Annotated in this window: 8 protein-coding genes and 1 pseudogene; 3 read left to right on the forward strand and 6 right to left on the reverse strand. The window is 59.9% G+C overall.

The genetic code is table 11. The features are described 5' to 3' along the window. The 3 genes and pseudogenes from B0E51_RS19470 to B0E51_RS19130 form a co-directional block, all read left to right on the forward strand. Positions 1-591 (forward strand): annotated as a pseudogene (locus B0E51_RS19470) (glutamate synthase); the annotation flags it as partial. 281 nt (positions 592-872) lie between these two features. Beyond that, positions 873-5966: an RHS repeat-associated core domain-containing protein gene (locus B0E51_RS06100; RefSeq protein ID WP_217333072.1), complete on the forward strand. Its 5094-nt coding sequence runs from the start codon at positions 873-875 to the stop codon at positions 5964-5966. Beyond that, positions 5954-6433: a hypothetical protein gene (locus tag B0E51_RS19130; protein WP_143525808.1), complete on the forward strand. Its 480-nt coding sequence runs from the start codon at positions 5954-5956 to the stop codon at positions 6431-6433. Before B0E51_RS06100 ends, B0E51_RS19130 begins: the two co-directional genes overlap by 13 nt. 308 nt (positions 6434-6741) lie before the next feature. On the opposite strand, the gene B0E51_RS06110 is transcribed toward B0E51_RS19130, so the two are convergent. The 6 genes from B0E51_RS06110 to B0E51_RS06135 all read right to left on the reverse strand — a co-directional run bounded on the left by B0E51_RS06110 (position 6742) and on the right by B0E51_RS06135 (position 13714). Further along, a complete protein-coding gene (locus tag B0E51_RS06110; RefSeq protein WP_077443988.1) occupies positions 6742-8037 on the reverse strand; it encodes a S8 family serine peptidase in 1296 nt (431 codons plus the stop codon). After that, on the reverse strand, positions 8034-8669 hold the full coding sequence (locus B0E51_RS06115) for a hypothetical protein (RefSeq protein ID WP_077443990.1): 636 nt from the start codon (positions 8667-8669) through the stop codon (positions 8034-8036). Before B0E51_RS06115 ends, B0E51_RS06110 begins: the two co-directional genes overlap by 4 nt. Next, the gene (locus B0E51_RS06120; protein ID WP_077443992.1) at positions 8666-9250 is read right to left on the reverse strand and encodes a sigma-70 family RNA polymerase sigma factor; all 585 of its coding nucleotides are present in this window, start codon (positions 9248-9250) and stop codon (positions 8666-8668) included. Before B0E51_RS06120 ends, B0E51_RS06115 begins: the two co-directional genes overlap by 4 nt. Positions 9251-9326: 76 nt before the next feature. After that, positions 9327-10109 carry a hypothetical protein gene (locus B0E51_RS06125; protein WP_077443994.1) on the reverse strand — a complete coding sequence of 261 codons (783 nt, stop codon included), beginning with the start codon at positions 10107-10109 and terminating at the stop codon, positions 9327-9329. A gap of 253 nt (positions 10110-10362) precedes the next feature. After that, positions 10363-11070 carry a c-type cytochrome gene (locus B0E51_RS06130; protein ID WP_254424430.1) on the reverse strand — a complete coding sequence of 236 codons (708 nt, stop codon included), beginning with the start codon at positions 11068-11070 and terminating at the stop codon, positions 10363-10365. A gap of 13 nt (positions 11071-11083) precedes the next feature. Next, a complete protein-coding gene (locus B0E51_RS06135) occupies positions 11084-13714 on the reverse strand; it encodes an MtrB/PioB family outer membrane beta-barrel protein (protein WP_077443997.1) in 2631 nt (876 codons plus the stop codon). Positions 13715-13730: the final 16 nt, after the last annotated feature.

The raw sequence follows: 13730 nt of genomic DNA on the forward strand, positions 1-13730 counted from the left end.
ACCGCCACGGCGGGCCAGGACTTGGAACTGGAGTTGACGAACATCAATGTGTCCGGTGGCAGTCAGAATCAGGTGGGGGTAACGGTCACCAATGCAGCGGGAACCTCGATAGCGAATATCAGCTGCAATGGTTCGACGTCCTCGGCTACTTATTGCCACATCCCATCGCTATGGAATCTGGCCGCTGGAACCTACTCGATCACAGTGACACCGGCTACGGGTGGGACCATGAGCTTCAATGCTCTGTTGCAACCGGATGTGATCGGCCCGGCATTGACCGCGAACGCGCCGACGACAGTGAATTTGGGGGTGGGGCAGATCGAGCGGCTGACGTTCACTGGTACGGCAGGTCAAACGGTTGCCTTGAATGTGTCCGCAGAGAGCACCACGCCTGCGGGCCAGGGGGTGTATGTGTTCGTCTACCAGCCTGGCACGATCACGCCGACGAACTACTACACGTATGTCTTTACCAACGGGTCGACGAACACACTCAACCTGCCCAATTTGCCGGCGAGTGGAACTTACACACTGTCCGTAGCCACGCCTTACGGCGTACCGGGGACGGTCCAGGTGACCTTAGTGCCTCAATAGCAAGGGGCGCGATTCGGCGCTGGTGATGTTGCAGGTTGGGTGGGGTCGATGGCGTTCAAGGAGTCGTGATGAAGGTGCAAGGAACGATGACAGGTCAAGCGGTTTGGATGGGTTTGATCGGTGTGGCGGCACTCAGTGCTGCTGCGCTGGCGTTGTCGCATGCGCTGCCCACGGAGTCGGTCTGCAGCATCGGCCATACCTATGTCCTGCCGGTGTCGGCCGAGCTCAGTCGCACGCTGTTGCCGGATGGCCGTACCTTCGAAGTGCATGGTGCACAGGGGATGGCTTATCTCGTCGATGGCGATCGGCGTCATCAGATACGTCTTCCGGAATCACGCCGCTTCGCGTCGGTGACGGTGATGCCCGGTGGCCAGGTACTGCTGTGGGGCGGCATCGACGCGCGAGGACAGGTACTGGACACCGGCGAATGGTTTGAACCAGCGACTGAACGCTTCGTGCGGACGGGCGTGTTGGACCTGCCAGCGCGTGCGGGCCATACCCTGACCGTACTGACCGATGGCCAGGTACTGATGACCGGCGGCTGGTCGGCGCAAGGAGTACCAGCGACGACAACCGTGCTGTGGCAACCATTATCCAGGCAGAGTACAGACATCGCGGGAGCACCGGCAGGTTCCCGTCTGGCGGCCGTCGCCCAGTTGCAGGCCGATGGTTCGGTTCTTATCAAGGGTGGTGTCGATGCTTACGGACAAGCCGCGCCATCGACCCTGCGATTCGACCCGACGGCGAAGGTGTGGAGTACGACGCCCTCACAGGCCATCACGAATACGGCGGCGATGGTAACGACGTTCCCCGAAGCCAACACGAGCGCTGCCCCCATCGAAGGCCCGCTGGTGATTCGTTTCGCAACCGACGTCAACGTACGCCAGTTGAATGCCAGGACGGTGACGCTGCTGGGCCCCGAAGGTACCGTGCCGGTGCGTGTCGTTGGCATCGAAGGCGGCCGTCTGGCCTTCGTGCAATTGCCGGACGATCTCTATCCCGGCTCGCGCTACACCCTGTTCCTGCAGGGGCTGCATACCGCGTCCGGTGCTGCCGTGCCCTATACCGCGGTGGGATTTACCACGGCGCGTATCGCGTCGACAGGTGTAGCGATCGCCGGGCACGGTGCTCTGCCGTGGCCCTCTATCGGGACTGTGGATAACGCGACGATGGCGCCACCGATGTATCTGATGGCAGGCGGAGGCGAAGCCATCTGCAGCAGTCGCGAAGCCGATCAATTGTGCCGTGAGCACAGCTTTGTCCACGACGGCGCCTGGTACCCCGGCAAGGACAACGCACCGGATGCTACGGGCGGCCACTGGCGCTTATATCAACCGCATCAGGGTCTGCCGGACACTCATGCACTCGAAGCGACGCTGGCCAAGGGGACAACAGCCTTGATCGGTCAGGTGCGGCAGATCGATGAAGCGCCGGTTGCCAATGTCGAAGTGAGCTTGGGTGACATCAAGGCGCACACGGATGCACACGGTGTGTTTGTGCTCACCGGACTGCCAGCAGGACGGCAAGAACTGTTCGTCGATGGCCGCCCGGCCAGCCATGGTGAGGTAAATTACGGCCGTTTCCTGGTGGGGGCCGATATCCAGGCGAAGTCAGTTCGTCACATGCCGTTCGTGATGTACCTGCCACGCGTGCTGCCCCGTGATGTGATCGCATTGCCGTCGCCGACCACCAGCGAAGTGGTGTTGACCCATCCGGACATGCCTGGTCTGGAGTTGCACATTCCTGCCGGTACTGTGTTCAAGGATCGCGAGGGACACGTGCTTTCGCATATCGCCATTGTGCCCACGCCGGTGGATCACGCGCCGTTCCCGCTCCCTGACAACTTCCCGATGTACTTCACCATCCAGCCCGGCGATGCGTCGGTGGAAGGCTTGACACCGCAGGCAGCCAAGGGTATTCGCGTTGTCTACCCCAACTATGCGCATGCCAAACCGAACACCACCGGCAACTTCTGGGTCTATGGCGCACAGGAGGGCTGGCGTATGTACGGCGGCGGCCACGTGACGGCCGATGCCAAACACATCGCACCGGATCCGGGCGTCTCTTTAGTGTGGGCGATGGGGGCGGGCATATCGAGCGGCAATGCCAATCCATCCAATAACCGAACGCTTTGCAATACGGCCAAGAGCCAGCCGATTGATCTGCAGACGGGCATCTTCTTTCATGAATGGAATGACCTGTCGATCCAAGACATCGTTCCACTGACCCTGACACGCGCCTACAACTCGGCTGATAGCAACTCGCATGTATTCGGCGTCGGTGGCAATGCCAATTTCGGTATCCATCTGTACACAAGCACGGCCAATAATTTCACAACACCGGAATTAGTGTTGCCGTGTGGCGAGGGCGTAGCTTTCAACGTGGTCAGTGGTTCGGCGGCCAGTTACCCGTTCACTGCGGGTACGGTATGGGAGCACACCGGTACCGATTCGGCCTTCTACGGCGCCACGCTGCAGTGGTTCCACTCCTCCACGGCCGAATACTTTTATGTGACGCTGAAGGATGGTACCCAGTACTTCTTTCAGAGTGAGGTCCCCAATCAGCTGATTGGAATAACGGACCGCTACGGCAACCAGATCCAGCTGACATACAACGGTGGCCTGGTGGACCAGATGACCTCGCCCAGCGGCCGTTCGATCACCTTCAGTTACGACAGCAGCAACCGCATTAAGAACGCCGTGGACAACACCGGGCGCACGATAGGTTATACCTACAACAGTGCCGGCAGTCTGGCGACGGTCACCTACCCGGACCAGACCACCGAGCAGTACACCTACACCGGTAATCTGATGCAGACCATGCAGGACCGGCGGGGCAACGTGTGGGTCACCAATCAATACGACACCAACAACCGCGTGATCAAGCAGACCCTGGCTGACGGCACCTATTACCAGTTTGCCTACGGTACCAACGCCACCACGGTCACCGATCCCAACGGCCATCAGGAATATGTGACGTTTGATCCGGTCAGCCACTATCCGTCCGCTGACACTTACGCCTATGGCACGTCGTTGGCGCAGACTACTACGTATGTGCGCGAGTCCTCCGGGCTGATCGACTCGGTCACCGATGCGCTGGGCCGAACGACCACCTACAGTTACGATCCGCTGGGCAACGTCACCCAGCTGACCCGGCTGGCAGGTACGTCCAGTGCGGTGAGCTATAACTTCACCTATACCCCGAACTACAGCCAGCCGGCGACGGTGACCGATCCACTGGGACACACCACTACCCTCAGCTATGGCAGCAACGGGTGCCTGAACCAGATCACCGATGCCTTGAGCCACAGCATCACGGTCCAGTGCAATGCCGTGGGTCAACCCACGACGATCACCGACGCGCTGAGCCACACGACCACGCTGACTTACCAAGGCTACGACTTGCAGAGTGCGACGGATGCCCTGAGCCGAACGACAACGTTTGAGGTCGATGCCTTGGGCCGTCGCATCGCCGCCCAGGATCCCATGGGCAACGTAACACTGGCTCAATATGACGTGGACGATCGCGTCACGCAGGTTACCGACGCGCTGAACCAGACAACTCAGCTGAGCTACGACGGCAATGGCAATCGGCTGAGCGTGACGCTACCTAGCACCGCGGTCATCAGGGATACCTACGACACCCGCAATCGTCCGCTGACACAGACCGATGCATTGAATCAGATCCAGTCATGGACGTACGACGGCATGGGAGATGTGCTTACCCATACCGACCGAAAGCAGCAGGTCACGATGTTTTCGTATGACGCACTGAATCGCGCGACGCTGGTGTCGTATGCGGATGGATCGGGTACGCAAGCCAGTTACGATGCCGGCAATCGCTTGACGCAATTGCTGGACACGGCGACCGGCAGCCTGAGCTGGGGCTATGACGGTCTGAATCGCATGACCTCGGCCGTCACGCCGCAGGCCACGATCAGTTACGGCTACGATGCAGCGGGCCGGCGCACCAGCATGACGCCGGCGGCGCAAGCAATCGTCAACTACGTCTATGACAACGCGAACCGGCTGACCTCGCTGACCCAGGGTAGCGAAGAAGTGCAGTTTGGCTATGACGCCGCCAACCGCCGTACATCGCTCGTCTTGCCGAACAACATCAGCATGGCCTACGGCTACGACGTGGCCAACCAGCTAACCGGTATCACCTACCTCAGCCCCGCCAATGCGACGATGGGGACTCTAGTCTATGGTTACGATCTGGACGGTCATAAGAACAGTAAAACCGGCAGCTTCGCAACCGACATCCCGCCCACGCCCACGTCGCAAAATGGCATCTTCGATCTGAACAATCGGCAGACCAGTTACAACGGCGGCACGCTGAGCTACGACGCCAACGGCAACCTGACCTACGACGGCACCAATACCTATGTGTGGAATGCCCGCAACCAGCTCAGTCAGATCACCGTGGGCGGCACGGTGCAGGCGAGCTACACCTACGACGCACTGGGGCGACGTACGGCCAAGGCCATTGGTGGCACCACGCCGACTCAGTACCTGTATGACGGTGCCAATGCGGTGCAGGAGACCCTTGGGAGTGCCGTCAATCCGATCCTCACCGGGCTGGGCATCGACGAGCGGTTTGCGCGCAACGATGTGACGGGACGCACCTACTTTCTCACTGATGCGCTGGGCAGCACGATCGGGCTGACCGATCCGACGGGTGCTATCCAGCAGGAATACAGTTACGACCCCTACGGCAACGCGACGCAGACGAACAACAGCGCGGGTTTCACCAATCCGTACCAATACACGGGGCGTGAGGCCGATGGTCCGGGGCTGTACTACTACCGGGCGCGGTATTACTCACCGGAGCTGGGGCGGTTTATCTCGGAAGATCCGATGGGGTTTGCGGGTGGGCAGTTGAATTTCTATGCCTATGTCGGTGATGACCCGCTTATGTATCGCGACCCGTATGGATTATGGGTTATAAATATAGGAATTAGTGGAACTTTAGGTTTTGGCTGGGGAATAACTGGTGGCGCTGGTTTCGTTTTCGACAGCTCAGGAAATGTTGGAACATATAGCTATGGCGGCGAAGGATTTGCTTATGGGGCCAGTATGGGAGTCGGTGGATCGTTTATGGGTTCACTTGGAAGTGACACAACGACTATTGACGACTTTAATGGTCCCTTTGGTAATTTGAGCGTTCCATATTTTGACGGCTATTTTGATCCAAATAATCCGAACCATGTGGGCGCAGGCTCTAACTATGGGGGTGGAGAATCATTTTTTGTCGGATGTACGAATACTAAAGTAAAAGAAATAGGGAATCTTAATAACCTTGATCCTCTCGACTATGTGGCTGGAAAGATCTTTGGTGGCCAGTGGCCAGGGGTTCCGAAATGGGAAAATTAATTCGGCGAGCGACGGTTGATGATGAGGAGGATGAAAAATATATTTCGTTCGGATTGATGCTGTTACTTATATGCGTCAGTCTTTTTGCAATTGTTGTATGTGCACGACGAATTTGCGAAACTTTTCTCCTTTCGATGGATTTCGTTGTGGAGAGTTCTCATCAGGTTTGTGAGGCACCATTAAATAATCGTTGCGTGACCCATTACACAGTCAAGAATGTCGACGGGACGGAAGATGACTTTGTTCCTTTTGGCTATCAGTTTAGGGACGCCTTGCTAGTATCTGATCCGCATATCCTGAAAACAGCACACAGCTTTACTTATGAAATAGATGGCACAGAGAAACGATGGCCATACCTCTTTCAACATATTTTTGCTTTGTTTGCAGGCATAGTCGGTCTGATTTTGTCGTTCAAGCTTATGAATACCAGAAAGTTATTTTTCGGCTGGCGTAGGCATTTTGACTAGGGACGGTCTGAACCAGTTATCGGTATTAAGCCATCCATACGGATGCGCGAAGCCTCAGTAAAGGTGCCAGAGATAATTAAGTCGATGAACCTTTCGAGCGCTCGATAACCTCGCGACTTTTGATACTTCGCTGACCGCCATGCCATCCAGTGCGGGCGTTCTTCTTTGTAGCGTTTGGCCGTCTGAACTTGACGGCGGGAATGTGCTTACCCTTCATAGTGGAACATAAAGGGTGGAGCCCGCTTCGCTCTTTTTCCCCGTGTAGCCACGCCCATCGCTCCCTGGATGAAGAAACTCATCCACTCCCGTCAAGGGGCGGTTTTCTGTGTGCCGCGCAATGCATCCACCGCCGACGCTGCATTCACCTGGAGCGTCCCGTTGGAAATCTTGCTGCTTCGTAACAACAGATCATGGATGGCACGCGCATCCAGTTTCGGTGCGAGTGACAGCAACAGCGCAGCAATGCCGCTCACGTGCGCGGCAGCCATGGATGATCCGGAAGTGAAGTCATACCCTCCGCCAGGCTGGGTTGTCAGAATGTCTTTTCCCGGGGCGCTCAAAATGCCGGGCGCTACTGTTGTCGATGCGCCACTTTCGCGAACGACAATGACTCCTGGCGCATTGTCGGGAAATCCGTCGATGGCCCCATCCGGCGGCATGGCCGCGATCACGATGCGGTCCTGGCTCAGCAACTTGGCGAGCAGCAAATTGAGCAGCGGATCTGAAGGTCCGCCCAGGCTCAGATTGACGATGCGGGCATCTGTATCGAGAACCGCCGCCAGCGCCTTGGCGAGTGTGAAGGAATTGCAGCGTGCGCCGGCATTGGGTACCGGCTGATACCAGCATGCCTTGTAAACGCTGAGTATGGCCTTCGGCGCCATCCCCACAATCCCCTGATGATTGTCGGCATTTGCGGCGATGACACCTGCGACTTCAGTGCCATGGCTATCGTGATTGAACGCCGACGCATCGTCATCCACCAGGTTGTGCGTATCACGAATGCGCCCCTGGAGATCGAGATGCGTCATGTCGACGCCTGTATCGACGATCGCGATATGTACCCCATTGCCCTGGCTGAAGTTTTGCGCGATGGAGGCATCAGTCTCGACGAAGCCACGCTGGAGATTGACGTAAGGATCGTTGTACTGGTGAGTGCCCTGGGATCTCTCCGCGTAAACGGAATAGTCCTGCAGCGGTTGTACAAGTTGCACCCGGGCGTCCTTGGCGAGCGCCTTGAGCAACGTGTCCCGGGTGACACCGGGAGGCGGCTCCAGCACGACGCAGTACACGTCGAGGGCCTTGATGGGCCAACCGGTGACCTCACGCAATCCGTAGCTCTGTTTCAGCGCAGCCAGCGTGGAAACCGCGCGCTGACCGGCACCGTAATGCCTGGAGGGGGCATAACCCAGCAAACTGGCACCGGCATGCATGCCGGGAGGCTCAAGCGGGTTGGCGACAGCCAGCACGATGTCGCGCTGGCTGTCCATGGAACTCACACTCGGGTCCGATATCCGGTGGCTGTCCGAAGGAGTCATCGGGCGCGAGGACGCGCACGCACTCAAAACCGCCACGACTGCGACAAGGATGAAGAAACCGTATTTCATGGTGTGACGGCGACAGGCTCCGCCAGACGGATGCCGCGTGTGGCGCGCAGCTGCTGCACTGTTTTTCGCGTCGTCGGAGTGGAACTCGTTGGTGCGACCGTATAGGCACCCACATCGTTGGGGCCGCCCACCACCTGCAGCCCAAGGGCATGCAGCAACGCGTTCCAGTCGGCCAGTGTCATGGCCGCATCAGGGACGACACGGATCGTTCCGGGGGACCGGGGTAAAGTTTCCTGGCTGAGTGTGCGATACAGGGGGCTGCCGCCGGTCGACCACAACTTCACGCCGAGCGCACCGATACTGAGCGCCTGGATCAGCACCACGGCAACCAACGCCCGGCTCAACCAGTTTCGCGATCGCAAACGATACGGCGCTTCCTGGGTGTCGGGTGCATCCAGGCGGCCCAGCAAGCGCTTCAATCCGGCATTCGCGTCGAGCGAAATATCCGTGGGCAGCGACATGGCAAGCCGCAAACGAGTTTGTTGTGCGAACTCTGTACGGCACGATTCACAGTGCGCCAGATGATCTTCCAGCCATTCGCCTTGCTCCTGCGTGGCACTGTTCTGCAGTACCCAGGGCATCGCATCCCAGGCCCGGACGCAATCGCTGCCCGAACTCTTCGGGAACGTCATGGCGCGTTCTCCTTATGCTTGGGCGAGTCCCCGGCCAACGCCGGGAGCACGTTGCGCAGCTTGACTCGCGCATGGAACAGACGCGCCTTAACCGTGCCCACGGGGCACTGCATGATCACGGCAACATCGTCCAGGGTATGACCGACCCCGTAGACCAGCTCGACCACGATCCGCTGATCCACGGACAGATGATCGAGCCCCTTGCTCAACCAGTCGCGCAATTCGCGATCATCATCCAGGTCATGGGCAGGGGTGCGCTGTTCCGGCGAAGTATCGTCTTCGACAGGTTCGTCGCCGTGTTGCCGAAGGGCCTTCAGTCCGCAGCGATAGGCAATTCCCATCAGCCACGTGGAAACGCGCGAATCGCCATGGAAGTTGCCGGCTTTCTGCCAGGCGATCCAGAAGCAGTCGTTGATGACTTCCTCGATGACATCGGGACGTCGCGTCAACCGGGACAGGAAACGGCACAGCCTGCCGTTATAGCTGCGGTACAGCACGCTCAGAGCGGCGCGATCGCCCGCCGCCATGCGCTGGAGCAGCATGCGATCGGTGACGTCAGCGTCGATATCTTGGTCGTTCATGGCTTCGATGAGGCAGTCGGATTACGGCTGGTTCGCTACGTAAGTACCGTGTCAGCGCAAAAAGGTTGCCCCTGAATCAGAAGGATCGCGAAATCGTTGCGACCCAGGGGGAGGCACCCAGCGTGGCCCATTGCCGCTGTGTTCCGGGGTCGGCCATGATGCGGTCGAGTTCTATCGACCAGGGTCCACGGCTCCACAATAGCCCCGCGTGGCCGTAGCCGTGGAGGCCAGCGCGGTCGTAGTCGTAGTTGTTCACGTGACCGTGGCCGTACGGCGTATAGGGTGCAATCAGGGGTTGGGCGACACCCGCTCCGGCGGAAAGCGACAAATGCCACGCCAGAGGCCAATGGAAACCGAGATCGGCGGCACCACGCGGCTGGTGATCTCTGGCGCCGATAACGTAGATGGCCGACATGCCAAAGGTCAGCACATCTCGATAGGTCCAGTTGACCCCCGTTTCGGCTCGATCATAGGCTCTTGAACGGCTTTCGCCTGGATATCTGTAGTAGAGCAGGTTCGCTTGCATCTGCCAGTCGCTGGAAAGCGACCAATAGCGGGATGCCTGGGCGAGGGCTTCCACAATACGGCCCGGCGAGCGTACTTCGGTGCTGCCCGACAGGCCGAGCGACCAACCTGCCGCAGAAGTCCAGGATGCGGCTCCCTGCAGGATCGGCGTATTGCCGGTAATCGCCTGACCCCGGTCAACCAGCTCCGAACTTAGTGCCGCGGTGCCGCTGAAGGTTGTCGATTGGGCATGCACAGGCATCGAAAGACATGCCGCCATGGCCGCGGACATGAAGCCAACGCAGGCGCGGTGATGCAGCCTGATTTTGATCCGGAGGGAGTGATGCTCCACCATGGCGTCTACCTGTTTATGACGCACGAAACCGCGCCGTGGGAGCGAGCAGGATCACGCCGAAGTGACCCTGCCCCGATTTCGTATGGTTGACCCTGGTCATGAGATGGCTGGCCATCGTTGATGCATCCGGCAACGCATGTCGAACCGATACTGGTTCGACATGATGCAGGGGAGTGTAACCGGGGCAGATTGCACCGGCAGCCGGAGGACTCTCCATCCTGGGCACGTTGTCGGGTCAGGAAGCATTGCCCGCTCACTGCGTCGCAATATAGGTCGACAATGCCTGTATGTCCGCATCGCCGAGCGTCTGCGCCACGCCGTGCATGATCAGCGCGTTGCTGGTGCCACTGCGCGCACCGCCGCTGAAATCGCCCAGCGCCTTGGTCACGTAGATCGCCGATTGGCCGTGCAGTCGCGGGAACGTGGACCAGGGTGGCTGCGGCGCATCGCTGGAGTACACCCGTGGTCCTTGCCCGGTCGGGCCATGGCAACCCTGGCAAGGTGGCACGCCTTGGGTCGGGTCACCGTCCAGGAAGAGCCGTCCGCCGCGGGAGGCGGCATCGCTGTGGCCGGCCGGTTTGGCCGGGAGCGATGAGTAATAGGCGGCCAGGTTGCGCATGTCCGTGTCACTCAGCGTGGCGGCCTGACCGCTCATGATCGGGTCGCTGCGCTGGCCACTCTTGAGCGTCTTCAATTGCACATAGAGATAGGTCGCCGACTGCCCGGCCAGGTTCGGGAAGTTCGGTGCGATGGCCAGACCCTGCGGTCCGTGGCAGGCGGCGCATACGGCCGATTTCGCGAGGCCGGCCTGGGCGTCGCCAGTGATCGGCTGCTGCCGGCGCAGGTCGGTCCAAGTTGCCGGCGTGCGCGTCAAGCCGCCCTCGGCTGCAGCGGTGGAAAACGCGGGCAGCCACAGGACTGCGGCCGCCACCAGATGAAGAACACGGTGCATGGAAGACATGGCGGCGTTCTCCTCAGAGCTTCACGTTCATGAAGACACCCACCACCATGGCATGCCAATGTGGCTGCGGCCCCAGTTCGGTGAAGACGCGGTTGCCTACGACAAGGTCGGCAGGCGTGTCGAAGCCGGCGTAGTTCCAGTCGGCATAGTTGCCGAACTCGTATTTCCCATACAGGCGCATGCCCACTCTCCGGGTCAGCGTCAGATTCAGATTGCCCGTGAGCGTCTGCATGCGATAGACGTTGGGAGGGAAACTGTTGCCGATATCCGCCGCGGTCAGGATTGGCAGGTACACCGTGGAAATCGCCCCCAGGCTGGCGTAGTTGTAGCTGTTGAGCCCGCGCGAATAGGTGTAGTCGTAGTTGAGATCGAACCTGACGCGCGGCGAGATGACGTGGTTGAAATGCGCGCCGGCGTCGACGTCGCGCTCGTTGTCCGTCGCCGTCCAGAAATTGGCATACGGAAAAAACGGGCCGCCGAATTGCGCATCGGCCTGTTCCGGCGAGGAAAAGGTCAACGCCTCGTTGTCATTGACATTGCCCTGCTTGAGCCGGGTCGATTCGATGCCCGCATGGACGCTCATCGAAGTCGCCGCCGTTGGTTCCCAGTCCCAGGAGAGATCGGCACCGGTCGTGTCGTAGGACTGCCGCCCAATATCCGCCCCGTAGCGCAGGCGGTTGCCATACAGCGTGGCGGTGAAGGTGGCCGTGCTTCCCAGCGGCTTGGTCAGGATCGCCCTGAGCTTGCTCGCATCGAGGTTGCTCATGTCGTACATGGTCATCTGGGCGACGGTGAACGCGGTATAGCCGACCGCAGGCAGCAGGTAGCCGGGCAGGGAGGGCGAATACGCGTCGAGGTACGGATCGGGGTCATATGGACCGCCCGTGCGCTTCTGGTATTCATAGCTGAGACGCAGGCCTGCGTCGCCGAAAGCCTTGGTATCCCAGCCAAGCTTGAAGTGCTGATCGTTGATGTAGGTGCGTTCGCGCGGGCGCGGTGTCTGATAGTCGAGCAGGTAGCTCGCGCTCAGCGTGTTGTTCTGGTTGACCCGGTAGCTGCCGCCCAGTTCGGTCTTGCGGTCGTCGTAGGTGAAGGGGATGCTGGCGATCTGCGCGAAGTTCGACTGATAAAGCGGGCTGTCGGGCTGGAACAATTCGGTCTGCCTGGTGGCAGTCGACTCCGCGCCGTTCTCGGGGACATAGCCGTATTGCCCGGTCAACGGGTTGTACATGGTGTAGCGGGTCATGTTGTCTTCGTCGCGCTGGCGCAGGTTGAGGTGCCAGCTGAACTTCGCGCTGGGACGAAAATCCAGGCGCAGGTTGAGCAGACCGCTATCGATGCGTGCATCGCCATCCTGCTGTGACAGCGCGGCCGTGGTGTTCCAGTTCGCGCAGGCAATGCCGGTCGTGCCGATGAATTGTCCGCTCGGGCAATACATCGGACTGAGCGGCGCCTGCAGCGCATCGTTCTGCCGCATGCTGCTGTAGGCCGCCGAGATGGAAAACTCGCCGTGCCAGAGCTTCAGCGAATGCGAAGCCTCCAGTCGCACGTTGTAGTAGTTGTTGTCCGGCTCCAGCGACCAGGTGCCGCCGGTGACCACCGAGTTGTAGCCCGGCGCCACGGCAAAAGGCACGGCATAGTCCAGGGTGCTCTTGTTGTCGCGAAAGAACGAGCCGGTCATGGTGAAGTTGAACAACCAGCCCGCGGCACCGCCCTTGTTGCGCAGGCCGAGGTTGACGTCGGTGGTGGTGAAGTCGACCGGTCGCACCGTGTCGTACTGGCCACCGGAGGTGCCCGGTATGCTCGGCGTGCCCGGGCCGCCGGGCCCCGGGGCAGCGAAGAAATAGCTCAGGTACATCGGACCGCCCCAATCGCGGTCACCTGTGCGGTGCTCGCTGGTCACACCGGCGTAGCCGATCCAATTCCGGGTCAGTGCGCTTTCCCAGCTGACACCCTCGCTCTGGCGCGTTACCGACAAGGTCTGGCGCGGCCGATTCGCCTCCACGGCCTGCACCTGGGCTGGTGTGCTGCCGGTGGCGAGACCGTTGGGCAGGGTCAGATTGGTGGAACCCACGCCATTCCACAGCGGATAAGCTGTCGTGCTCAGGGTGTGTGGGATATCCCGATAAAACGCCTCGATATGATAGTTGCCGTAGCTGCCGGTGCGCAGACGGTAGTACTGATCCTGGTCGCTGAGCCGGCTGCCGCGAAAGTCGACGTACTGACCGGTCTTGTGGTTCAGGGCAGAGAACGTAAGCAGGCTGAGCGCGGCGCCGTTCTTCAAACCGGAGTACATCCGGAAGAATTCATCGTTGCGGTCGCCGCGGGTATGGATGTAGCCGAATTCGACCAGCCCCGTATAGGTCCAGTCTCCCGTGCCGAGTGGAGCTTCGTCGGGTATCTGATGGGGATAGGGATAGAGCATGCCGGTCGGTGTGCGCAGCTGGCCGGCATGCAGGTAGGACATGCCGGCTGGATCCGGTACGGCGAACGCTCCCCAGCCGGTGGGATCGAGGATGTTGCCGTACTGGATGTTGCCCACGCGCTGGCTGTCGCTGGCGTCGGTCTGCGCCAGCAGCGGCAACGGGCCGACCAGGCCTAGTGTCAGGCTCAGCAGCGCAGTCAGAGGTTTACGCTTCAGCATCTCTCCGCCTCGCCGA

This window comes from Rhodanobacter sp. C05, assembly GCF_002001165.1.
In the GTDB taxonomy this organism is placed as follows: domain Bacteria; phylum Pseudomonadota; class Gammaproteobacteria; order Xanthomonadales; family Rhodanobacteraceae; genus Rhodanobacter.

What these genes read in the sequence shown, in the direction of transcription:
- B0E51_RS06100 (WP_217333072.1), top strand. Translation starts at nt 873, where the DNA reads ATGGCTTATCTCGTCGATGGCGATCGGCGTCATCAGATACGTCTTCCG.
- B0E51_RS19130 (WP_143525808.1), top strand. Translation starts at nt 5,954, where the DNA reads ATGGGAAAATTAATTCGGCGAGCGACGGTTGATGATGAGGAGGATGAA.
- B0E51_RS06110 (WP_077443988.1), bottom strand. Translation starts at nt 8,037, where the DNA reads ATGAAATACGGTTTCTTCATCCTTGTCGCAGTCGTGGCGGTTTTGAGT.
- B0E51_RS06115 (WP_077443990.1), bottom strand. Translation starts at nt 8,669, where the DNA reads ATGACGTTCCCGAAGAGTTCGGGCAGCGATTGCGTCCGGGCCTGGGAT.
- B0E51_RS06120 (WP_077443992.1), bottom strand. Translation starts at nt 9,250, where the DNA reads ATGAACGACCAAGATATCGACGCTGACGTCACCGATCGCATGCTGCTC.
- B0E51_RS06125 (WP_077443994.1), bottom strand. Translation starts at nt 10,109, where the DNA reads ATGGTGGAGCATCACTCCCTCCGGATCAAAATCAGGCTGCATCACCGC.
- B0E51_RS06130 (WP_254424430.1), bottom strand. Translation starts at nt 11,070, where the DNA reads ATGTCTTCCATGCACCGTGTTCTTCATCTGGTGGCGGCCGCAGTCCTG.
- B0E51_RS06135 (WP_077443997.1), bottom strand. Translation starts at nt 13,714, where the DNA reads ATGCTGAAGCGTAAACCTCTGACTGCGCTGCTGAGCCTGACACTAGGC.